This window comes from Maribacter luteus, assembly GCF_009674825.1.
GTDB lineage: Bacteria > Bacteroidota > Bacteroidia > Flavobacteriales > Flavobacteriaceae > Maribacter_A > Maribacter_A luteus.
In genome coordinates this window covers 41,331-63,756 of the sequence record NZ_WKJH01000021.1, presented here as the reverse complement: position 1 = coordinate 63,756, position 22,426 = coordinate 41,331, and the positions used below count along the sequence as shown (strand labels likewise).

General features: G+C 39.1%; 20 protein-coding genes and 1 other RNA gene. 6 read left to right on the top strand and 15 right to left on the bottom strand.

Features of this window, described 5'->3' with window-relative positions:
* Positions 1 to 66 precede the first annotated feature (66 nt).
* Complete coding sequence (gene typA / locus GJ691_RS12530; protein WP_154367370.1) at positions 67 to 1,863, bottom strand: translational GTPase TypA; 1,797 nt, start codon at positions 1,861 to 1,863, stop codon at positions 67 to 69.
* Between the two features lie 111 nt (positions 1,864 to 1,974).
* Positions 1,975 to 2,517 carry a hypothetical protein gene (locus GJ691_RS12525; protein ID WP_154367368.1) on the bottom strand — a complete coding sequence of 181 codons (543 nt, stop codon included), beginning with the start codon at positions 2,515 to 2,517 and terminating at the stop codon, positions 1,975 to 1,977.
* 74 nt (positions 2,518 to 2,591) lie between these two features.
* On the opposite strand from GJ691_RS12525, the gene kdsA reads away from it, so the two are divergent.
* Entirely contained in the window at positions 2,592 to 3,413 is an 822-nt protein-coding gene (gene kdsA / locus GJ691_RS12520) for a 3-deoxy-8-phosphooctulonate synthase (RefSeq protein ID WP_154367763.1), read from the top strand.
* An 11-nt stretch (positions 3,414 to 3,424) separates the two neighbouring features.
* On the opposite strand, the gene GJ691_RS12515 is transcribed toward kdsA, so the two are convergent.
* Both GJ691_RS12515 and GJ691_RS12510 read right to left on the bottom strand, forming a co-directional pair.
* Complete coding sequence (locus GJ691_RS12515; RefSeq protein WP_154367367.1) at positions 3,425 to 3,784, bottom strand: DUF1801 domain-containing protein; 360 nt, start codon at positions 3,782 to 3,784, stop codon at positions 3,425 to 3,427.
* Between the two features lie 111 nt (positions 3,785 to 3,895).
* A complete protein-coding gene (locus GJ691_RS12510; protein WP_154367364.1) occupies positions 3,896 to 5,227 on the bottom strand; it encodes a sensor histidine kinase in 1,332 nt (443 codons plus the stop codon).
* A 44-nt stretch (positions 5,228 to 5,271) separates the two neighbouring features.
* On the opposite strand from GJ691_RS12510, the gene GJ691_RS12505 reads away from it, so the two are divergent.
* From GJ691_RS12505 to creD, 3 genes are read left to right on the top strand one after another with little or no spacing between them, the layout of a single operon-like run.
* Entirely contained in the window at positions 5,272 to 6,063 is a 792-nt protein-coding gene (locus GJ691_RS12505) for a hypothetical protein (protein WP_343033484.1), read from the top strand.
* A complete protein-coding gene (locus tag GJ691_RS12500; RefSeq protein WP_154367362.1) occupies positions 6,064 to 6,360 on the top strand; it encodes a winged helix-turn-helix domain-containing protein in 297 nt (98 codons plus the stop codon). It abuts the gene before it with no gap.
* 47 nt (positions 6,361 to 6,407) lie between these two features.
* Positions 6,408 to 7,751, top strand: coding sequence for a cell envelope integrity protein CreD (creD, locus tag GJ691_RS12495; protein WP_154367360.1), 1,344 nt, complete (start codon positions 6,408 to 6,410; stop codon positions 7,749 to 7,751).
* 66 nt (positions 7,752 to 7,817) lie between these two features.
* Here creD and GJ691_RS12490 read toward each other — a convergent pair whose 3' ends face one another.
* A complete protein-coding gene (locus GJ691_RS12490) occupies positions 7,818 to 9,023 on the bottom strand; it encodes an NAD(P)-dependent oxidoreductase (protein WP_154367358.1) in 1,206 nt (401 codons plus the stop codon).
* 413 nt (positions 9,024 to 9,436) lie between these two features.
* Here GJ691_RS12490 and ssrA point away from each other — a divergent pair.
* Positions 9,437 to 9,835, top strand: a transfer-messenger RNA (tmRNA) gene (ssrA, locus tag GJ691_RS12485).
* A gap of 234 nt (positions 9,836 to 10,069) precedes the next feature.
* Entirely contained in the window at positions 10,070 to 11,320 is a 1,251-nt protein-coding gene (locus GJ691_RS12480; protein WP_154367356.1) for a site-specific integrase, read from the top strand.
* Positions 11,321 to 11,458: 138 nt separating this feature from the next.
* Here the strand turns inward: GJ691_RS12480 and GJ691_RS12475 are convergent, their stop codons facing one another.
* The 10 genes from GJ691_RS12475 to GJ691_RS12430 all read right to left on the bottom strand — a co-directional run bounded on the left by GJ691_RS12475 (position 11,459) and on the right by GJ691_RS12430 (position 22,406).
* Complete coding sequence (locus GJ691_RS12475) at positions 11,459 to 11,932, bottom strand: DUF6730 family protein (protein ID WP_154367354.1); 474 nt, start codon at positions 11,930 to 11,932, stop codon at positions 11,459 to 11,461.
* A 13-nt stretch (positions 11,933 to 11,945) separates the two neighbouring features.
* On the bottom strand, positions 11,946 to 12,815 hold the full coding sequence (locus GJ691_RS12470) for a relaxase/mobilization nuclease domain-containing protein (protein ID WP_154367352.1): 870 nt from the start codon (positions 12,813 to 12,815) through the stop codon (positions 11,946 to 11,948).
* Positions 12,815 to 13,117, bottom strand: coding sequence for a mobilization protein MbpA (gene mbpA, locus GJ691_RS12465; protein WP_154367349.1), 303 nt, complete (start codon positions 13,115 to 13,117; stop codon positions 12,815 to 12,817). Before mbpA ends, GJ691_RS12470 begins: the two co-directional genes overlap by 1 nt.
* A gap of 37 nt (positions 13,118 to 13,154) precedes the next feature.
* Positions 13,155 to 14,180: an IS110 family RNA-guided transposase gene (locus GJ691_RS12460; protein ID WP_154367347.1), complete on the bottom strand. Its 1,026-nt coding sequence runs from the start codon at positions 14,178 to 14,180 to the stop codon at positions 13,155 to 13,157.
* A 258-nt stretch (positions 14,181 to 14,438) separates the two neighbouring features.
* Positions 14,439 to 15,386 (bottom strand): toprim domain-containing protein, encoded by a 948-nt coding sequence (locus tag GJ691_RS12455; protein WP_154367345.1) that lies wholly within the window; start codon positions 15,384 to 15,386, stop codon positions 14,439 to 14,441.
* 215 nt (positions 15,387 to 15,601) lie between these two features.
* Positions 15,602 to 16,804: a virulence-associated E family protein gene (locus tag GJ691_RS12450; protein ID WP_154367343.1), complete on the bottom strand. Its 1,203-nt coding sequence runs from the start codon at positions 16,802 to 16,804 to the stop codon at positions 15,602 to 15,604.
* Positions 16,801 to 17,088 (bottom strand): helix-turn-helix transcriptional regulator, encoded by a 288-nt coding sequence (locus GJ691_RS12445; protein WP_154367341.1) that lies wholly within the window; start codon positions 17,086 to 17,088, stop codon positions 16,801 to 16,803. The genes GJ691_RS12450 and GJ691_RS12445 overlap by 4 nt, the downstream gene beginning before the upstream one ends.
* Before the next feature lie 540 nt (positions 17,089 to 17,628).
* Complete coding sequence (locus GJ691_RS12440) at positions 17,629 to 19,965, bottom strand: ABC transporter permease (RefSeq protein ID WP_154367339.1); 2,337 nt, start codon at positions 19,963 to 19,965, stop codon at positions 17,629 to 17,631.
* 510 nt (positions 19,966 to 20,475) lie between these two features.
* Positions 20,476 to 21,204 carry an NAD(P)-dependent oxidoreductase gene (locus GJ691_RS12435; protein WP_154367337.1) on the bottom strand — a complete coding sequence of 243 codons (729 nt, stop codon included), beginning with the start codon at positions 21,202 to 21,204 and terminating at the stop codon, positions 20,476 to 20,478.
* Positions 21,205 to 21,308: 104 nt separating this feature from the next.
* Entirely contained in the window at positions 21,309 to 22,406 is a 1,098-nt protein-coding gene (locus tag GJ691_RS12430; protein WP_074674490.1) for an adenylate/guanylate cyclase domain-containing protein, read from the bottom strand.
* Between the last annotated feature and the right edge of the window lie 20 nt (positions 22,407 to 22,426).

Sequence of the window (22,426 nt, the reverse complement as noted above, 5' to 3'; positions counted from 1 at the left end):
TAATATTGAAATAAAAAGGCCCTGACAGTATCGTCAGGGCCTTTATAAATTTGAGTACGAGTGATTTTAAGCTATTTTATTTCGCTTACGATCCACTTCGGTCAAGTGTATTTTACGCAATCTCAAGAATTTTGGAGTTACCTCTACATATTCATCTTTCTGAATGTATTCCAAAGCTTCTTCCAATGAGAATTTGATAGCGGGCACGATCTTTGCCTTATCATCAGCTCCGGAAGAACGTACGTTGGATAGTTTCTTGGTCTTTGTGATATTAATGGTCATATCATCACCTCTAGAATTTTCACCGATAACCTGTCCTTCATAAATATCCTCTCCCGGGTCTACGAAGAACTTACCTCTATCCTGTAATTTATCGATGGAATAAGGTATGGCCTTTCCGGTTTCCATAGAAACCAAAGAACCATTCTGTCTTTGGGGCACATCACCTTTCATTGGTTGGTATTCGAAGAATCTGTGCGCCATAATGGCTTCACCAGCGGTAGCGGTCAATAATTGGTTACGCAAACCTATAATCCCCCTAGATGGAATAACGAACTCACAATGCATACGATTTCCCCTAGCTTCCATACTGGTCATTTCCCCTTTACGGATAGAAACCATTTCTACGGCCTTACCTGAAACTTCGTCCGGCAAATCAATGGTCAAACGTTCAACGGGTTCACATTTAACACCATCTATTTCCCTTATGATTACTTGAGGTTGCCCTATCTGTAATTCATAACCTTCCCTTCTCATGGTCTCGATCAATACGGAAAGATGCAATACGCCACGGCCAAATACCATGAACTTATCGGCACTATCGGTTTCTTCGACTCGTAGGGCCAAATTCTTTTCCAATTCTTTTTCAAGACGTTCCTTGATATGTCTTGATGTTACATATTTACCATCCTTTCCGAAAAACGGACTATCGTTGATGGTGAACAACATACTCATGGTAGGCTCATCAATGGCGATGGTCTTTAAACCTTCAGGGTTTTCGAAATCGGCAATGGTATCCCCGATTTCAAATCCTTCAAGACCTACGATCGCGCAAATATCGCCGGTAATTACTTCTTTAACCTTTATTCTTCCAAGGCCTTCAAAGGTGAACAATTCCTTGATCCTCGATTTCACGATGCTTCCATCACGTTTCACCAAAGATATTTGCTGACCTTCTTTTAACGTACCGCGTTGTAACCTTCCGATAGCAATTCTTCCTGTAAATGAAGAGAAATCCAAAGAAGTGATCAACATTTGGGTGTTACCTTCCTTAGGTTCAAATGTTGGTATATGTTCAATTACCATATCCAACAAAGGTTCTATTGAATCAGTTTCATTTCTCCAATCATCGCTCATCCAATTGTTCTTTGCCGAACCGTACACCGTTGGAAAATCCAATTGCCATTCCTCGGCCCCTAATTCAAACATTAAATCGAACACCTTCTCATGTACTTCCTCTGGGGTACAATTTTCCTTGTCAACCTTGTTGATTACCACACATGGTTTTAACCCAAGATCAATAGCCTTTTGCAATACAAATCGCGTTTGTGGCATAGGACCTTCGAAAGCATCGACCAACAACAATACCCCATCGGCCATATTCAACACCCTTTCAACTTCACCACCAAAATCGGCGTGACCAGGGGTATCAATGATATTTATTTTCGTATCCTTATAAGTAACCGAAACGTTTTTGGAAGTAATTGTTATTCCACGTTCACGTTCAAGATCATTATTATCCAAGATCAATTCTCCCGTATCCTGATTGTCCCTAAAAAGTTGACAATGATGCATAATTTTATCTACCAAGGTGGTCTTACCGTGGTCTACGTGTGCGATTATCGCGATATTCTTTGTTGACATAACTTTTATTTAATAGCGTGGCTATTTTCAGCGGGCAAAGATACTGCTATTTTCTATAGTTCATCATAAAACGACCTTAATTCTTATATAATTGATTTTTAGCGATTTACTTTAACGTTGTTTACGTATGACCCAACCAAGCTTTGCAGCTAGCAATATACCGAAACCTTGATCGTATTCGTCAAAGAAATACGCAGGGCCCGCTTCAAGTCTAAACTGAAAACCTTTAGGCGCTGTTCGCTGTAAACCATAAACAAAACCAAATCCGGCAAAATAGCTACTAGAATAGTCTAAATCACCAATTATGGCTTTACCGCTTTGAACGGCAATAGTTGGAGCCAAGTAATTACCGGTGTTACCTGAAATATGTTTTCCCTTATTCAACCTACGTTCAAAATTGTAATAATGACGGTACTGAAATCTACCGATAGGATAAATGCCGAAACCATCCTCAAAAAAAGTTGATTCCCTATAAGCAAATCCAACGGTAAGCTCTGCTGCCAATGTCGCATTCGCAGAAATCCCAGCTTCATAAACTACCCCAGGGAGTAGAAAATTCAATGAAAATTGATTATCCTCAACATTTTTAGGAGATTGCGCACCCATGGAACAAATAAAAAATAAAGCCAATAAAAACGATAGTGAATTTTTCATGGAGATAGTTTAGTTATTTGTCGATATTTATCAAATACCTCGCCAAAAGCCTATCTTTGAAAAAAAATATATTGATGGATCTAAATCGCATTCCCCAATTAAAATACACAACCAAGAACAATTTCTTTCTCCTTGCAGGCCCTTGCGCCATTGAAAGCGAGGAAATGGCCCTGCGTATTGCCGAAAAGGTAATTACCATAACGGACAGGTTGGAAATACCCTATGTTTTTAAAGGTAGTTTTAAAAAGGCAAATCGGAGTCGAGTAGATTCATTTACCGGAATCGGAGACGAAAAAGCATTGAGGATATTGCGAAAAGTATCTGAAACTTTCAAGGTGCCTACCGTAACGGATATACACGAAATATCAGATGCCGATATGGCCGCTGAATATGTTGACATACTACAAATACCGGCTTTCTTGGTACGCCAGACCGATTTGGTCGTGGCGGCTGCAAAAACCGGTAAGGTGGTAAACCTTAAAAAGGGACAGTTCATGAGTCCGGAAAGCATGCAACATGCGGTAAAAAAAGTTACCGATTCAAAGAATGAGCAAGTAATGGTCACCGATCGGGGTACCATGTTCGGGTATCAAGATATGATCGTCGATTTTAGGGGCATACCCACAATGAAGCAATACGCACCCGTTGTTTTGGATGTTACACATTCGTTGCAGCAACCCAACCAATCATCCGGCGTAACAGGTGGGCGACCCGACATGATCGAAACCATTGCAAGGGCAGGAATCGTAACCGGTGTAGACGGACTCTTTCTTGAAACACATTTTGATCCTGCCAATGCAAAGAGTGATGGGGCAAATATGTTGCACTTGGACCATTTGGAAAAATTATTGACCAATTTAGTAAAGATTCGAAAAACTGTGAACGAATTGAAATAGGATAAGGGCCGTTACTTATAAAATTTTTTATCACGTACGGAATAAGCATCAAACAAGACCTCTACCAAGATTTCATCGTTTATCTCTTCCAGAAATCTATAACGCAACGATTTCATCATTTTTCGACTGGCAGTGGTCATGAACTCCAAGTTTTTGGTCAAATGCGCCGCATTCCAAAAACCTACATCAACATAATCCTTGCTCTGGTTTAGGTAACAATAGGGCTTGTCACCTATATAATAAAACGGGATACGGTACTTATATTTTAAGTCGACCTCCGGGATGGTCGACTCAATGACCATCTGTAAATGCAACAACATGCCCCTAAAAGGTTCTGGTTGGCTGATTATATAGGCTTCTGCAGGATTCATTTTACCGTAAAGGTATGAACAAAATATTATCAGAACCAGGAACGGACTTCCCATACTACAGCGCCAAAACCCCATTCTCGAGGATAGGCCCGAGTATAAATTGCAAGGGAATTAACTTAAAGCAAGGGCTGACTCACTTACTTTACCGGCTTCGAAACCATTGATCACATCCCTTTTATAGAGGGAGAAATAAAATGTTGATCCCTCACCCAATTCGCTTTCAACCCATACCTCACCCCCCATCTTACCGATTATTTTCTGAACTACGGCCAAACCGATTCCACTGGAATCCTGAACAGGGTGCGTATTTAATTTTTGAAACAGTTTAAATATTCGATCAAAATGTTCCGAAGAAATCCCTTCCCCATTATCACTTACATAAAACTTAAAGCGGTCTACCTCATCAATAACACCAATATGGATCAAAACCTCGGGTTTATCATTGTATTTTATCGCGTTCTGGATTAAATTTTGGAATACCTGAAGGATCTGTGCCTTATCTACCAGTAAGCGGGGCAAAGCGCTATCTTTAATAATATGGATGTTACTCGCACTATTGGCCTGGACCATGGTATCTACCAATGTGTTCAAGTCGAGTAATCGGGTAACCTTCTTATTATCAACACCCAAGGAATATTGTAGAATTCCGTCTATTAAAACATCCATTTGTGCCACCTGATCCATCAACAAGGTTAAATTATCCCCGGCACTGGCAAGACTTCCCTTTTTCAAATCATCCTTGACCCATGCGGCAAGGGAGTGTACATTTCGTAACGGCCGTTTCATGTCATGGGAAACCACAAAGGCGAATTCCTCGAGATCCCTATTCTTATGTGCCAACTCCTTCGCCCTCTTCTCAAGATCCAAATTTCTTTGCTCCACTTCGGATTTCAATCCTAAATTGGCCTTCTTCAATTCCAATTTATAGCGAAGAAACCCATTCTGGATAAAAAAGGAAAACAAGAAAATAGTAGCCAAGGAAAGTAATATAGGGCTATGAACGGATGCAGGAATGTCGCCCAACCATAATCCAAGAGCCATATGAACAAAAGTGGTTAGGGTGAAAACTATAACATACATACGGTTGGTCTGAAGCAAAATACCTCCGAAAAGTACAATATAAGTGCCTAGAAGATAATCTAACCCAAAGGCATTGAGCGATAGCGTATAAATAAGATAATGGGCAAACAGCAGTAAGGAGAAAAACACTACATGCCCATAATTTTGACGGCACCACAATTTATTTAGGCCGGGGAAAAGGGCAACCAAAAAGAAAAATAAACTGAAAACTTCCCTCCCATAAGGGACTTCTATACGATCTACATGTACAATCCCTATTATCATGGAATAAATCCATAATCCCGGGGCCATCAAAAGTAAAATCAATTTTGAATTGCTAATTTCAAAATCGTCCATTTTGCCCATATTTCCAAGAATCCCCATTTCCTATAATTTTAATCAAAAATAAGTGCAGAAAACACTGCTGTATGGTCAATTGCGTTCAAGGCGATTCAACTGTAGATGAAATACGGATATCCTTAGATGAGCATAATGTTCATTATCATTATTATGAAAAGAAACATATGGCAGAACAACTATATCGAAAAAAAGTTGAAGTATTAGGAATACTTAAAATAAATATTAACTTTGTTTTTCAAAGTACTTTTAAAATGGAATCAAAAAAATACCTTGACGATATATCCGAGATCAAAGAATTGATGTCCCGTTCTTCGCGATTCATCTCCCTTAGTGGCCTATCGGGTATACTAGCCGGACTGTATGCTATAACCGGAGCTGTTTTGGCCTATGTTTATTTAACCCCCAATAGTGAGGACTACATAGTTCTACATAGTTATAAGTTCAAATATTTAGTTGCCATTCTCATTGCGGTCGCAACGTTGAGCATAATAACCGCTTTTCTCTTGACTACCAGGAAAGCCAAACAAAACAATGAAGCTATCTGGGACGCAACTACAAAAAAATTATTGGTCAGTTTTTTAATTCCGCTGATTACGGGAGGTATCTACATTATAATTAAACTGCAAAGCCAACACTATGGATTAACAGCTTCCTTAATGCTTATATTTTACGGCTTGGCTTTGGCAAATGCCTCGAAATATACGCTGGGCAATGTAAAATATCTGGGTTATGCAGAAATTATCCTAGGATTGTTATGTGCTGCATTACCAGGATACGGTCTTTGGTTCTGGGTCGCTGGTTTTGGCGTTTTACATATCTTGTACGGTAGTATGGTATACTTTTTAGAAGGAAAAAAATAAATGGGCCTCATTGACAACATCAATAAACTTTTCGATCACAGAATCAGGCTTGGTATTATGTCGATTCTTATGGTAAACGAGTATATAGACTTCAATGGTTTAAAGGAATTACTCAAAGTGACCGATGGCAATCTTGCCAGTCATACCAAAACATTGGAAAAAGCGGAATACGTTAAAATTGAAAAATCCTTTATCGGCAAAAAACCCAATACCAGATATACCATTACCCCTTTGGGCCGCCAAGCATTTCAGAAACATATTAACGCCCTAGAACTCATTATTAAACAACACGAATAATTTTTTTATCAATCTACTTTGTTTTTCAAAGTACTTTTAATTTAAATATGGAGACAAAAAAACAAAAAATCGGAAATTGGTTCAGAACAAGTATCTCGGCCAGAATGTTAGTAGTAGGTTTCATTTTTCTGATCCTTCTCATACCCCTCGGCTTCGTTAAAGATTTAATTCGGGAACGTGAAACCAGACAAGCGGAGGTAATTCAAGAAATCAATGAAAAATGGGGCAATGAGGTTGTTCTTTATGGTCCTATCATCAAAGTACCTTATAAAACCTATACTGAAGAGAAAATCTTTGACGAGCAGACCAAAACCTTTACGAAAAATTACAAAGAAGTCTTGAACCACGCCTATTTTCTACCCAAGAAACTCGATATTAAATCTAAAGTCAACACCAAACAACTGGAACGTGGTATTTACGAGACTGTGGTTTACTCTGCTGATATTACAATGAACGGAAAATTTTCCGAATTCAACTTTTCTACGGCCGACATACCGGAAAAAGACATTGTTTGGGATAGGGCCACACTTCTTTTACAAACCTCCAATCTTAAAGGCATACGTAATGAGATACAAATATCAATGAATCAACAAGAGTATACGTTAAAACCCAAATTCGATGAATCTTATATGAGCACACTTGAATCGGGTTTCTTAAAAGGCCTGTTCGCCAAGGATAAAAACCCTGCTTTCTCATTAAATGTCCTAATAAACGGTAGTGAATCACTCCGCTTTGTACCTGTTGGAGGCGAAACCTCCGTCAGTATGCATTCTGATTGGCATTCCCCCAGTTTCAACGGAAACTATCTTCCCAATGACGAAACCAAGAAAATTTCCGACAACGGTTTTGAAGCACATTGGACCGTTCTTGAAACCAACCGGCAATTTGGGCAGCAGTTTTTTAATAACCTACCCAACTTGAACAAATTCGCCTTTGGCACCAGTTTGATCATCCCTATTGATGACTATCAGAAAACAGAACGAACGAGTAAATATGGTATCTTGATCATAGGCCTTACCCTTTTAGTATTTCTTTTGATTCAAATAATCAGTAAGATAGCCATCCATCCTTTTCAATACTTTATGATCGGTTTGGCTTTGGTCATGTTCTATACTTTATTGATATCCATTTCGGAACACCAGAACTTTCTACTGGCTTATGTAATCGCAGGTGTATCTGTGGTTGGTTTAATTACGGCCTACTCAAAAACAATCCTGAAGAACAAAAAATTTCCTTTATTGGTTTTCGGTTCATTAACAGCGTTGTATGCTTTTATATTCGTCATCATTCAATTGGAAAATTATGCACTATTGGTTGGCAGCATAGGCCTGTTCATAATCCTGGGAATCGTAATGTTCACCTCCAAAAAAATCGACTGGGGCAATCAATAATCCTTTCAAATAAAAATCCGCTAATCTTGATCGGATTAGCGGATTTAAATATTTTATAACCGAACTTTACTCCTTCCCATCCACATAATCTTGCAAATAGGCATAACGCAGAGTCAATTTACCCTCTTTGGTCATTCGGGCACGTTCCAATATGCCGTCCTTGTCATTATTGAAAAAAGCAGGAATCACATGCTGAATAAAAGCCTCGCCAAAACCTCCACTGGCATCGCGTGGCAGTTCTGCAGGTAAATTATCAACTGCCATTACGGCAATTGCATTTTTATCTTTATAGTTGGTTTCGGATTCCGATTGAGGGTCATACCCATAAACGGGATCGGCTATGGTCGATGCTTTAATGGTACTGGCCACAGGGCCATCGATATCACAGCTGATATCGGCCACCGTATTTATCTTGAAGTCAGGTTGCTTGGCATCTTCCCTTGTAAAGAGGAATGGTGCGCCGTCACCGTAAAAATGCCCTGCTATATAAAAATCAGTCACCCTGGCGAAGCGAAAAAAGTTAGATTCATAGTCTTGTGGATTAGCAAAAAAGTCCTTATCAGTACCTGTTGTAACGTCTATGCGTTGGTTATAATCCATGACATCGATTTGACAATATACGGGTTCGTTGAATTCATCGTTAAGGAATTCCTTAACCCCAACTTCTTGTAATTGCATACCTTCCAACATTTCCCTTGCACCGTTGCCTACCCTACCCTTTCCGGTCAAGAGGATTTTTATATTCGGAAGTGATATTTTCTTCAATTCGGAAATCAATGCTTTTTGGTCTGCCAATTGCTCCGCCTTTGGCATGGCATATAACCCATGTTTTAGTCCGTATGCCCGAAAACCATTATAAGCCCCGACTATACCGGCATACCTGCCAAAAGCCACCAAGCGCATACCCTTTTCGTTTGTAATCACCTCATGATCGTACATTTCGATATTCTTATCCAAGAATGCACGTAATAATTTTCTATTGTACGGTTGCTTTTTAATGGTATGGGAAAAAAAGAAATATTTCTTATTGGGAATCAATGCACTTATAGGAACTTCTTTCACCCCTAGCAACACATCACAATCCTCCATTTTTGAAGCAACCTCAATACCTGCCATTTTATATTCATCATCTGAAAAAACCCGAATAGCTGAAGGTTCAACGATGATTTCGGCATTTGGATAAGTAGCCTGAACTTTTTGACAGGCATCTGGAGATAGGACCACACGCCGATCTGGCGGGTTCTTACGTTCTTGTATGATTCCGAATCGCATAAATTGTATTTGGTATAAAATTTGTTCTAAATTAAGCAATATAGAATACAATTGACGATTTTATATTGATGAAGCGTAAAAGTCCTTATATAAAATAATTGTAAGGATGGACAAAGTTTTTACTAGCTTTGCGGTCTTGCCTACTATAGTTTAAAAAACGTAGGCCGCGTTAGGGATTGAGGTGAGTACCGTGTACTCCCGAAAGCCTGACCTGAAGACCTGAATGGTTTTTAAAACCTTGAAGGTCCTGAAGGAAACGCCCAACTTCTTGAAGCATGACAAACAAGTGTCCTTTTCGAAGTTGAATTGATATAAGTTCTTTGAAAAAAAGATGAGAAAATCCAATCCTGACGTTCGCCTAAAGGCTCTGTTAGGATTCATTAACGAGAATCGAAGATTCTCTTTCTCATTATGGGGCCGACTGGTTTTGACAGCGAGACCAATGGCAATGTAAGCATGTCGAGCGCTGGGATACAGCTCGTTAATATCATTTTCCACACTTTTAATTGGCGAAAATAACTACGCTCTTGCCGCTTAATCTGAATTATAGTAAGATTAGCCTCGTCCCTACAAGGTAGGGAAGCGAGATGTTCCTGAATAGCCTCTGTCGACGGCGATTCAATCCGGAGCACCATAAATGTCGATATAAGGATGGTATTCGCTTTGGTACCATCACCAAAATCTAAAGAAGCTAAGTATGTATTAGGCTGTTTCCGGTCAGGTACATATCGAAAACCAAATGGAAACTAAACATGTAGAAAGCTTTGTAATTGCTTGTTTGGACGAGGGTTCGACTCCCTCCGGCTCCACTAGAATAGTACCAAAACTATTTAAAAACCCTGTAATCGTATGATTAACAGGGTTTTTCATTTTATACGATTTCATTTAAATCGTTTTGAAACCGTATTTTATGTGACCTATTCGGTGAGTACTTTTTAATTAAAAAAAAACTCACCGATTTCCTTGTAATTAACTGATATAATGTTAATTATGAAATTTGTATTTTCCTTTTTTGTACCTTTATTTCTGTTAAAAAGATATTTAAAATGAGCCATTCTTTCTCACAGTTATTTTACCTCAAAGGAAAACATTTTGAAAAAGACGTGAAAGTACCAATATACCTGCGTTTGACAGTTAATGGGCAACGCAGCGAATTGAGTATTTCCCGTAAAGTTGATCCTGAAAAATGGAATGCCAGAACGGGAAAAATCCGCGGAACGAACTTCGAAGCAAACGAATTGAATTCATATTTAGATGCTGTCAGAAACAAAATAAATAAGATTCATGCTCGACTTGTTGACGAAGGCAGACCCTTTAACTCTTCGGACATAAAAAACCTTTACGTAGGCAAAGGAGAAAAAATTAAAATGCTGGTACAGCTCTTTGAGGAACATAACCTGCAGATGGAAAAATTGGTCGGGGTTGAATTTGCCCTTGGTACTTGGAAGAGATATCACACCACCGAAAAACATGTGAAAGAGTTCTTAAGGACCGAATACCGGAAGGACGATGTTCCAGTTCGTGACGTCAATTTAAGGTTTATTAAAGGGTTCGAGTACTTTTTAAAAATAACCAAAGCCTGCAATCATAATTCGGCTTTGAAATATGTCAACAATTTTAAAAAAATCATCCGAATGGCAGTCGCCAATGACTGGATATCCAAAGATCCATTCTATAACTACAAGGTTCAATTTAAAACTGTGGAGCGTGATTTTCTTTCCAAAGAGGAACTACAAGACTTAAAAGAAAAAGAAATAGAAGGCGATCGTCTAAATGTAGTACGTGACATGTTCGTATTTTGTTGCTATACCGGACTTTCCTATATTGATGTGCAAAAGTTGAATCAGGATAATATCGTTCGCCATATTGATGGTAGTTTATGGATTCAGGCAGAGCGTACCAAAACAAAATCGAAATTGGGTATTCCAATTTTACTCACTGCAGAAGCTATTTTAGAAAAGTATAAAAACCATCCTAAAGTTGTCAATGGAGAATGTGTACTTCCCGTTTTGAGCAACCAGAAATCGAATGCTTACCTAAAGGAAATAGCGAACCTTTGTGGCATAGAAAAGAACCTAACGACACACCTAGCTCGGCATACATTTGCTACTACGGTTACTCTTTCTAATGGGGTGCCAATAGAGACTGTGGGTAAAATGTTAGGTCATAAAAATTTGCGGACCACGCAACATTACGCTAAAATCATAAGCAAAAAAGTAGAGTATGATATGGGGATTTTAAAAGAAAAGTTGGCAGATATGGATAATAAGCAAATCAAAAAAACAAGTGAATCGTAAAATTCATTTTCAAATAAAGCTTTATCAAGTAACCATTTCAACCCAAATCTTACCATAACTTACCTGCGCATGGATCCTATGAAATTTTTGTAGCGTTCCGGCAGATAAGCGTCGAGCAAAAATTCCATAGGGCGCACACTACTTTCGCTTTGGAACACTATCTTTTTTCGTTAACCAATTCCGGTACGATTCGTAATGCCCGGGATTTTGGTCAAAATACCCTCTCAGGTTGGAGATTACTTCCTGCTCTCCCTCGGTAAATGCCCTTTCCTGGACTTCCCCAATTCGGGAGAACTGGAGTGATAGGTATCCTATGATGACCAAGGAAATGAACCAAATCGAGTAGTGAATCCACAACTGTGCCTTTGGAACCAATCTTGCTTTTGAAATCTGACTGCTGATATCCTGAACCGACTTCTGAAGCCTTTCGGTATTCACCTTCTCGGAATGCAAATGCTCTTGGAGCAATCGTTCGATTTCCGAAGTAACGGGTATCACTTTGATGTTGTCCATATTCTGGGTCAACCGTTCCAATCTATCGATGGACTTGTTGAACCCGTCCAGCTCGTCGGTGAGCAGTTCCATTACCTCGTCCAGTTTCTTGTATCCCATAGCTTCTTGTTTTTTAATAACCTATCCCGGTATCGATGGCTCTTTTAATGGTTTTTTTGATGATATTCTTGGCGATGCTCGTTGCAAGATTAGTGCTCAACTCCAAAGATTTCCCCATAAGCTGGACCGATTTGCCGAGCTCTTTTGGTTTTACAATCCCTTTGTTCTGGGAAAGTTGTGCCATGATCCTTCCTCCGGACATGGAACGGTGTACCTCACTGGCCTTGAAGTTATGGCCTTCATATTGGAACCGAAAACCTTGTAATCTGTTCGATTTGTTAATGGTCGGAATCACTTCCACGTTCCTTTCCTGCATGGCCTTGATGTAGGAGTCCAATTTTTTTGGCCTGTCGCTCTTCATTACTTTATGATGGATGTCCTTTATTTCAAGCCGGACCTTTATGGAATCCAGTTCCTTTTCGAATTGTACTTCCTTGACCGTGGTCAGCCCCATTTCCTTGGCCACGTTCTCGGCGGCCAATTGGCTCCGCTTCCCCATAAAACTGTCATTGTAGGCCTTGCCATCGAAACCGATACGGTTCACGTACAAATGGACATGGGTATGCTCCTTGTCCCTATGGACAAAGGCGATGGCCTGGCGTTCCTTCAGCTGCATTTCCTTGATGAACCTCTGGGTCAGTTCCCCTAACTGTTCCTTGGTAAGGCTCCTACCATCCTCTTGTGTCGGACTGAGGATAAAGCTCAGGGTGTTCTTTTGGCATCGGGTGTTCTCTTCCTGTATCAACCTGAACTCCTCGGTGACCTCTTGGGGACTGTTACCGGCCAAATGTTGGCTGAATACGATCTCCGCATCCTTCTCCTGGTTCCAACCGTAATCGATACATGTTCCCGTATGTGCTATGGACGTTCCTTTGCCGATCATTACTTCGTTCTTTTGAAATTATAAAGGTGTGTCCGTATTTCCTCCGCCAGTTGCTCCACCTCGCTGGCCAGTTTGGGATTGTGTTTCCTGAACATATTACCGATGCGGGTAAAATTCCCCTTGTACTTCACCAGCATTTTATAATGGTCTAATTGTTCCTCGGACAACCGTTCGATGACGGCATTGCCGAATGCGGAACTGCGGCAATATTCGGACAGGGAAAGTCCCGCCCGTTCCGCTCTTTTCTGGAGCAGTTTTTTCTCATAGATGGAACACCGAAATTTGATGTAGGTCCTTTTCATTTTTCTTTTTCTTTGCGAATTCTAAGAGAAAACCAAATTAATTGATGAAATTTTGTTCATAAACTTCCACATAGGGAGTCTGCCTTTTGATTACCGCAAAAATTCGATTGACAAGTTTGCAGCATACAGCATTGACGACCACCTTATGTTCTTTTCCCTCTCCTCGCTTTCTTTCATAATATTTTTTTATCTGTTTGTCATACCTGATCGCTGAATTCGCACCATTGTTAAGGAGCGTTTTAATCGTCTTGTTCCCAAATTTACTTGTCCTGGTCTTTCCTCTTATAGAAGTTCCCGAACTAAACTCAAAGGGTGCAATGCCAGCATAACAAGCGTATTTTCGGCCGTTCTCGAAACTTGTGAAGTTGTTCGTGGACACGAGCATAAATGCCCCTATGATTGCTCCGATACCCTTGACGGATGATATAAGGCGATAATTTTGTTGCAGCTCCTCATCACTATCTATGATGTCGGTTATCTGTTGCTTGACATCTTTTATTATCTGATCTTGCCGATCTACCTGCTCATTGATCTGGGCAACGATATTATCCAACCCGCTGATGGCCCGATATTGTTTATGGCTCTTAAGACTGTTTTTCAAAGAGGTCCTGATACGTACCATCTGTTCACGATAGGTCAGCAGTTGCTTGATCTTTACCAAAAGGGGCGATGGCATTTCAAATGGTTTTAATTTTCCCCTATGGGTAAATAGATAGTCTGATATCCTTCTGGCGTCGACAGCATCATTTTTACCTCTGGTCATGCCCAAGCTACGTTTGATATGTAGCCCGGACTCCACACAGAACAAAACCCCAGTTTGTGCCAGCCAGGCATAGAACAGCAGTCCGTACGTCCCTGTGTGTTCCATGCAGAATGCACAGTCCTTCAATTCGACCCCCTGTTTCCTGACCCATTCTTCGATCCCGGTGAAACCCACAATGGAGTTAGCTGTCCTCAACTCGGTAAAGGAGTTGCAATCTCCCTCGCTCAACAAGGCTAGATCCAATACAGCCTTACTGATGTCGACACCGATGAAATGTTTTTTCTTGCTAAATCTGTTCATAATCCTATTGTTTTATCAAACCGGAATTGTTGCCATGCTAATACCTTTAATAAGTCTATCTTAAGATTCTAATTTGCTATTGCAACTAAAAGGGAGGACAGGACTACTTCGCAAAATGAGACTTAATCAGACCGTCGGTTAGTTCACCTTTCCTCCCCCGGTTTTTAGTTATCAACTACTTTAAAGTTATGAGTCTCCCCCCAGACCCCCCTCCTAAATCATTATTAACATGTTTTTTAACTTTGCGACCAAGGGCCTTTAATCTAAAGGACCAACGGGAGTAAAGAGAGTTTGTCTTTGTGGCAACAAAGACACATCTCGCGCTTCCTGACCAAGTCCCTTTCTAGCATTAAAAATTAGCCATTCGTTCACGTCCTTAAACCCTTCGTAAAGCATTGATCTGTCCAGACAGTTTATGGAATGGCCCATTAATTTTTGGGTCGTCCTTCTTCCATTCGGATCGTTGTCCAAGTAGAGGTCGATTTGCAAATAATCTTTCATTATTTCAATTGCTTTTGAAACGAAAGCAGTGGAGTTCAGGACCAAAAAATCATATTCCGCTTCCAAAATTTCATTATAGCTAAGAAGGGATAGCAGGTCGAACACGCCTTCGGTAACGATGAGTTTACCGTTTCCATTTTTGATGTGGGTGATATCCTTGGGCGAACTACAGTTCTTATAATATTTGTTCCTAAGTTCCCATCCCCCGGAATCGTTCTCAAAACCGATGGAGAAGTAGTTTTTATTCTTAAAACTATAATGGACCTCGCTAATAAATTTCTTGGCCGTTATAATCAAAAGGTATCTAGAAGTTAAATAACCTCGCAAAGCATAATGGGAAAGTTCCTTTATTTCATTTATAAGGATTTTATCTTCCATTGGCGCATTAAAACTGAGCTGCTGTTGAAAGAAAAAAGAGTTACTGTCCTGTTCCAAAAACTCTAGAGCTTCTTTTACGGTGCATTGGCTTATTTTACATACCAAGTCGATAACGTTACCTCCGGTTCCTTCCCCATGGTCGTACCATCTATTGAGTGTCTTGGACACCTTGAAAGAGGCATGGGTCTCTGAGCGGAAAGGGCTCAGGTACCAAGCTTCTTTTTCGTTCTCATTGGTCGGAAAGTACCCTAGTTTTGCCAGCGCTTTTTCGATGGGAAAAGCTCGGGCTCTTTCACACGATAATTTGTTTGCTCTTTTTTCTTTCATCAGCCTCTTTTTATCGGATTTCGGTTACCTTCCTACCTACATCCGTATTTATTGGTGTTCAGGGCTTAGGTGGGTATAAGTTTGACCTTACCCATCTTACCCAATAAGGTAGGTTTGGTAAAACCTAGGTAACTAGTTGTTTATATATCTTACCTTAAGGTAGCTCCCGCTAGTGGGGCGTTCCGCTTCCCTTAGGTAACCAGGTAGGTGTAATTTCACTTTTTCGACAGTTCCAACTCCCAGGGCGTATCGATAAAGTTCGGCCGCGCCAGGTAGCCGTACACCTGTCGTTTGGGGTGCTTAATCCTTTGAAAGTTGAATCCGGATAATGCCCGTCCCAAGTTTATCTGGTTCAGGCGAAGGTTTAGGCAGCTGAGTTTGACCAGTACATCTGAGGCGGTAACAAAATCATCGATGTTATCGGACTTTTCAAAATATTTGGAAACTAGTTCCTCTTCCGTGGTGAGCTTAGTGTACTTCTTGTTCCGCTCTTCGTTCTCTTGGATATCCTTAATGGAAAGTTCAGGATTAAAGTTTGGGTCTGTGTAAGCGAGATAATACGCCTGTGACCAAACCCTATTAATATCAACTTCCTTCGAATACCCAAAATCGATTTTCCCTTTTAATTCAAAACAGAGCCAGCGAACGGAGCCGGACTCATCATTTAAAAATGAGGCCATATTAGTAGAGCCTACAAAGGAACATATTCTAGGTAGCGTGGTATTCTTTCTGTCATAGGGCAATCGTTCATTGATAAAGGTTTTTGAGAAAAAAGACTTTAGCGCATTCACATCCTTTTTAGAAAGTACGGCCAGCTCGTCCAGATTGTAAAGAAAGTTCCGACAAAGCTGTATCCTCGCATCCTTGTCGTTACTAATGTCCTCGGCCATATATTCTGCTAGCTCAGAGGGACATAGAAATCGGCACCAGGTCGATTTTCCGGAGTTCTGCCCCTGATGGGACAGTACGAAGGCCTGTTTGTTGAAATAGTGTACCTCCAACGCACATTTTATCGTCCGAACCAGCCATTTCTTGAAATGATATTCAAAGGCTTCCTTCTCATAGGTCGGTACATAGGAGGTTAATTTTAGTATATAATCCTGACCATCCCATTTAGGGAGGTTTTCAAAATATTCCCGGATGGGATTGCATTTTGGAATCCATTCCGACCGGATAAGGGTTTCCAATTTCCCATTGGGGATATCGATGCCCGCTTTCGCCAGTTCGATGATTAGGGAATTCAGGTTCAGATACTGCCACTCCATGGAATCATTGAAGGCAATCTGGAAGTCGTGCGATATCTCATTAAATGTAATATCGTACTTACTCTCCAAATATTCCATGGTATAGTCGTAGACCGTCTTTTTCTTGGCGTCCTTTACATGGTAAAGTTTTTCGCCATTACCTAGCGAGGTCATCGCCTTTTATTTTTGAAGGTGTACTTAAGTACATCGTCGGTAATTTCGGCATGCGACTTTCTGCCATTCTGGAGAAGCCAATCGTTGAGTTTTCGCTTCTCGAAGAAAATCATCTTACCGTTGGGCTTTGAATGCGGGATATTTCCCGAGGCCGTTAGTTTGTAAAGATAGCTCCTTGATATTCCGGTATAGTCACAGGTCTCCTCGAAGGTAAGCACCTCTTTATTGGCCGTCAATAGCCTTTCCAAACGGTCCAGCCGTTCAAAGATTAAAATAGTGTCCATTTGTTTCTTTTTAAGATTATTAAATGAACAAAAGCGCTTTTGTTTTCCTTTGTAGAATTCTTTGGATAAAGGTAATTCGAGGGAGGTGCTAAATCTCGATTATGCAAGGATTTTTATTCACAAAATATTGGCATACAATTACTTACAATACATCAATACAAATCGAACCAAGTAAAATTTGGATAATTTCATTTGGTTTCAAAACGATTCAAATGATACCATTTGATTTTTGTAAAAAAAAGAAGAATTTTGAGTTATCAACAATTGAAAATTTAATTATCAAGAAAATAAGGATAGTTCAAAGGCAAAAAGCTAGTCATCTCAAAAAAGGTTCGTTTAACAGGACCATTAAAAATTAAGATTTTTACGGTTGGCATAAAAGCAGTAGCGAAAGATGTTTTAACTTTTTAACTCGCAAGCTGCCAAATAGAAGTAGAAACTATTTATTTAAACAGCAAAACATTTTTGCTTTTATAACCTGCCGTACGTTGGATTTTATGCTAGTTTACTATTCATAATCTTTCTTTTAATATAAGGATGCTATTCATCTCTTAAACTTTTCAAGGGTTTTGCAGTAGCAGCTTTTAAAGATTCGAAACCGACAGTAAGCAGGGATATGCCTATTATTAATACAGCAGTTAGACCATATACCCACCATGGCATATGTATTCTATATTCATACTCTTCAAGCCATTTGATCATGAAGTAAGAAGAAATTGGGGTTCCAATTACGACTCCAACGAGAATCAATTTTAAAAAATCTCGTGTTATAAGTGAGGTAATGGTAAAAACAGAGGCTCCTAATACTTTTCTAATACCAATTTCTTTGGTTTTTTGTTCTGCTGTAAATAGGACCAGACCAAACAAGCCCAAGCAAGAAATTAGTATGGCCAAAACAGAGAAGTAGGTTGATAACTTGTAAAACATAGATTCGCTTTTATATAGTTTGTCATATTCCTGATCTATAAACCGATACTCAAAAGGGAAAGCTGGATTTAAATTGCTATGAAGAGCTTCTAAAGCCGCTAAAGTTTGTTTTTCATTACCCTTACTATATTTAACAAAGGCTATATTAAATTCTGAATACCCTTCACTTCTAATAATCATTGGGAAGATCGATTCTTTCAAAGATCCAAAGTGAAAATCTTTAACCACACCTACAATGGTTCCCGGATTTCCCCAAAACGATAGGGGTTGACCTATCGGATTTTCCATCTTCATTATGTTCATGGCCGTCTCATTAATAAGATATTCAATGTTCTCCGGGTTATTATGAATAAGTTCTCTTCCCATGAGCAATTCAACGCCATAGGTACCAACAAAGTCTGTACTTGCCACCATTCCTGTAAATAACGACAGATCATCAGCGCTCTTGCTGTTCCAGATAACTTCCGGTGACGTACCATAGTCTCCTAGCGGAATATGAGATGTTTTTGTAACCGACTGAACTCCAGAAATTTGTAAAGCCCCACTTTTAAAGGCATCAAAATTATTTTGCAGGTCTTTTGAAAGCGTAATTGCCAATAAATTTCCTCTATCGAAACCGATATTCCTATCTTGGACAAAATCAATTTGCTTTGAAATAATGAGCATACTACTTATAAAGACAACCGAAATGGTAAACTGAAACACGACCAAACCTTTTCTAATCCATTTGGTTCTGGAGCTGGTTTCAATTTTTTTCTTAAAAAGATCAGTAGAACTAAAGGAAGAAAGCAAAAATGCAGGGTAACTTCCAGATAGAAATCCTGTTAAAATTGTAATTAAGAAAACCATTGCCCAAGTGGATAAAGGCAAATTTAGCATGTCAATATTTTTTTCAGTGATGTCGTTAAACACCGGTAACGCAATTGCAATAAAGATTAAGGCAAAAAATAGACTTATAAAAGAAAGAAGCATGGCTTCTCCTAAGAATTGCAAAACTAAACTGCTTTTGCTCGCTCCCAAAACCTTTCTAGTCCCAATTTCTTTAGCTCTTTTCATATAGCCGGCAGAAGCTAAATTCATAAAATTAATGCTTGCAATTAGCATAATCAGGAAAGCTATTATCCCAAACATTCTTACATATATAATCTTCCCTTCCCCTTTTTCAATGTCTGCAAACAGATAACTGTCTGCGTAAGATTGAAATCGAATTTCTAAATCTAATTCATAGTCTTTTAAGAATGGTTTTAGCTTTTGTTCTAACTGAGCAACATTGGTTCCTTCCGCCAATTGAACAAAGGTATAGGTGCCAAGATTTTTCCATTCATGCATCCACTCATTTTCAGCAAAAAGAGGCTCAAAGGGCAAATAATAATCACTTTTCTCGGTTGAATCTTCACTGCTTAATTCATAGACCATAACTATTTCCAACTCTTTTGAATTTTCGTAGGTGAGTGTTTTACCAATGGCCCCTTTTGAGTTTCCAAAGAACAATTCGGCCATTTCTTTTGAAACAGCAATATGGTTTGGAGCAGTTAACGCATTCGAAGCATTCCCTTCTAAAATCTCAAATGAAAACATTTCAAAATAGTCTTCACTTACAAACTTTCCATTTTGCTGTAAAACCGAGTGCCCATTTGAGAAGGTACTATTTCTGCTATCGTTGGTCATAGCCGTGATTTTCTCTACTTCCGGAATTTTTGACTTTAACTCTTTATACAGAAGTGAGGAAGTGCCATAACCCAATGCTGTACCATCGGGTGATACAAGATATATAGAATGGAGTTGATCTATGTTTTCATGATACCTATTAATGCTATTTTCACTTGATATCCATAAATAGATGAGCAAAAAGCAAAATAATCCTGAAGTTAAACCTAAAATATTAAGCAAGAATAAAACCTTATTAACCTTAATATTTCGCCATGCTAAAGTGATATAGTTTTTAATCATGATATGTATCTCTAAATTTTTAACTTATATTTTCTTTGTTACTTTTAAATAGCTAAACAAAAAATTTGGATGACAAAATTTTTATAAGTCTAGTTTTATTAAAGACAAGGGGTTTCAGCAAATGTTACATTCAAGAACGAAGTTTTTTTTAGTAGAGTAACGATAAACGATTATGGTAAAAGTGACAAAACTCTTTATAAAAGGTGGATTTTGAAAAGAGTCATGCTTTTTTGAATTATTTTACAGGGAGTTCAACATCTGTCCTGAACAAATGCCCTAATGTAGATGATTTTAAAAAGAATAACTAAATGGAGTTTATTAAAGACCAGATTTTGATGGTCCTATAAAACGTGCGATTCATGAATACTTTCATACCCACTTTAACTCAATCTGGATGATTCACTTTAATTCAGCTGGGTTTGTATATTATTACTAATTTTTGCAGGTAATTGCCCAACTTTTATTACAAAATCTATCTGTTGCTTTAAACGAAACTTCCAAAACCGAATACTAAGATGACATTTTACTATAAATAACAGGCATCTGCCCTTTCCATTTTTGCCATAAATCATCATTGTCAATCAAAGCAGCCATAAAATGACCTACATTGATCCTACTAACCTTGCCTGCATTAAAAATTGGACTTCTGGTTGGGGAAGGATATACTTCATATTCGGTAACCTCCGATTCATTGATCAAACTATCGGGTCGGACTGCCGACCATTGTATGATAGGATTATTTTGACCTAATTCAGTCCGTAAATAATCCGCTGCTTTTTCGTTATCCACGTGTGGGGGCAACAACAAGCGTAATAATGCGATAACGCATCTTTCAGCGAAAGAAATGGGTTCGTCCAAATCACGATTTCTATTCCCTGTTGTATTCATCAATACATATTTTATTCGTTTTTCGGGTTTGTTTACCTTAATCGCTGCGCATAATCTGCGCGCGGCATCGGTTACCAATCTTCGGGGTTTGCCATACATTCCCTTAAAGGTCAAGTTATGACCTAAGCATGAGGCTACGGCATCACAACCGGCTACATGTTCGACCATTTCCGTATCGCTGATTTCCAGAATACTGGCTTCAATAATAAATAAATTGCCATCATTTCTGATGGATTCCGGTAACCTTTCCGCTGAGCGCACTACAGCCCTAACGGTATGCCCTTGCTTAAGAAGATGCGCTATCAAATGTTGCCCTGTTGCTCCGCTTGCCCCTACTACTAATATTGTCATTTTTTGAGTTTTTGTTGCATCGTAATTTTTGATTGATTGGTAATTAGACGATAGGGTCAATACTTTGTTACTTTTCGAATTTACGCCTATCCAATTTCAGATAATTATTCCAGAATCGTAAATAAGGCTATATGCTCTTTTTTTCCTTTTAATTCAACCACTCCCATTGAATTGATTTTAAATTCAGGTTCAAGTTCTAAAGATTTAATCAAATCTTCAGAAACTAAAATATCCACATTGTATGTATTGCAAAGCCCTTGAATTCGAGCGGTCGTATTGAGCACATCTCCAGTGAAAATAATCTCTTTTTTAAGTGCGCCTATTTCGCCTGTTGTTACTTTACCTACATGCATACCTGCTTTAAAGGTCGGTCCTACATCGAAAGTCGACAAATACCAGCCCGACCTCTTTTTGAGGGCTTCTTTCATGGCGAAAAAGCAGTTGATACAGTTGTTGTTCTTGATGCCTTCCTCATATTTCCAAGAAACTACAATTTCATCCCCGATATATTGATAGACTTCCCCAGAATGGCGAATGATGGCATCCGAGAAATCGGAATAGTATTCCCTGAGCAGTTCAAAGTATTTGATGTGGCCCAGTTGCTCGGCTATGGTGGTCGAGGACTTCATGTCCGAAAATAGGAAAATACGTTTTTCCTCAATCGGTTTATGATACTTTCCCGTGAAGAAGTTCATCAATACACCATGACCGATGTTATCACTGATCTCCGAATAGAACAGACTTACAAAGAGACTAAATAAAATAGAAACCATAGTACTCGCAAATTCAATACTGGTTAGAAAGTCCAACATTTTGTCAAGAATAATTCCATCAAATAGAAATATTTGCGACTCCAAAGCAGCCGCTATCGGATAGGATATGAGGATGACCAACAATAAGAAAATGGTATAAAAAATTAGTTTATAGGTAATTTTACGTGAAAAACTCTTTTTGCTGAACAGATTGCCAAGCCATACGACTTCGATGGTACCTACCAGTAATCCGACTACAATGATTGCTATACTGGCAAAAAGAAAAACCATGGGAGTCATCCTGATAACGACAGACTGATTTGAATTTTCTTCGAGTGCAGCAGTTAAGACAGCTTCCTGGGAAAACAGGTTGACCCACCCCAAAATGAGCCAAATCACAGCGTAAGGAATAATTCGCGAAATATTTCTCTTTGTTTTTGGGGATAACATTACCAACGGATTTATACTAA

Coding starts and splice junctions, on each gene's coding strand:
- GJ691_RS12445 (WP_154367341.1), bottom strand. CDS start 17,088: ATGGACACTATTTTAATCTTTGAACGGCTGGACCGTTTGGAAAGGCTA.
- GJ691_RS12440 (WP_154367339.1), bottom strand. CDS start 19,965: ATGATTAAAAACTATATCACTTTAGCATGGCGAAATATTAAGGTTAAT.
- GJ691_RS12480 (WP_154367356.1), top strand. CDS start 10,070: ATGAGCCATTCTTTCTCACAGTTATTTTACCTCAAAGGAAAACATTTT.
- GJ691_RS12450 (WP_154367343.1), bottom strand. CDS start 16,804: ATGACCTCGCTAGGTAATGGCGAAAAACTTTACCATGTAAAGGACGCC.
- kdsA (WP_154367763.1), top strand. CDS start 2,592: ATGGATCTAAATCGCATTCCCCAATTAAAATACACAACCAAGAACAAT.
- GJ691_RS12500 (WP_154367362.1), top strand. CDS start 6,064: ATGGGCCTCATTGACAACATCAATAAACTTTTCGATCACAGAATCAGG.
- mbpA (WP_154367349.1), bottom strand. CDS start 13,117: ATGAAAAGGACCTACATCAAATTTCGGTGTTCCATCTATGAGAAAAAA.
- GJ691_RS12525 (WP_154367368.1), bottom strand. CDS start 2,517: ATGAAAAATTCACTATCGTTTTTATTGGCTTTATTTTTTATTTGTTCC.
- GJ691_RS12460 (WP_154367347.1), bottom strand. CDS start 14,180: ATGAACAGATTTAGCAAGAAAAAACATTTCATCGGTGTCGACATCAGT.
- GJ691_RS12455 (WP_154367345.1), bottom strand. CDS start 15,386: ATGAAAGAAAAAAGAGCAAACAAATTATCGTGTGAAAGAGCCCGAGCT.
- GJ691_RS12515 (WP_154367367.1), bottom strand. CDS start 3,784: ATGAATCCTGCAGAAGCCTATATAATCAGCCAACCAGAACCTTTTAGG.
- GJ691_RS12435 (WP_154367337.1), bottom strand. CDS start 21,204: ATGACAATATTAGTAGTAGGGGCAAGCGGAGCAACAGGGCAACATTTG.
- GJ691_RS12475 (WP_154367354.1), bottom strand. CDS start 11,932: ATGGGATACAAGAAACTGGACGAGGTAATGGAACTGCTCACCGACGAG.
- GJ691_RS12510 (WP_154367364.1), bottom strand. CDS start 5,227: ATGGGGATTCTTGGAAATATGGGCAAAATGGACGATTTTGAAATTAGC.
- creD (WP_154367360.1), top strand. CDS start 6,408: ATGGAGACAAAAAAACAAAAAATCGGAAATTGGTTCAGAACAAGTATC.
- typA (WP_154367370.1), bottom strand. CDS start 1,863: ATGTCAACAAAGAATATCGCGATAATCGCACACGTAGACCACGGTAAG.
- GJ691_RS12505 (WP_343033484.1), top strand. CDS start 5,272: ATGGTCAATTGCGTTCAAGGCGATTCAACTGTAGATGAAATACGGATA.
- GJ691_RS12470 (WP_154367352.1), bottom strand. CDS start 12,815: ATGATCGGCAAAGGAACGTCCATAGCACATACGGGAACATGTATCGAT.
- GJ691_RS12430 (WP_074674490.1), bottom strand. CDS start 22,406: ATGTTATCCCCAAAAACAAAGAGAAATATTTCGCGAATTATTCCTTAC.
- GJ691_RS12490 (WP_154367358.1), bottom strand. CDS start 9,023: ATGCGATTCGGAATCATACAAGAACGTAAGAACCCGCCAGATCGGCGT.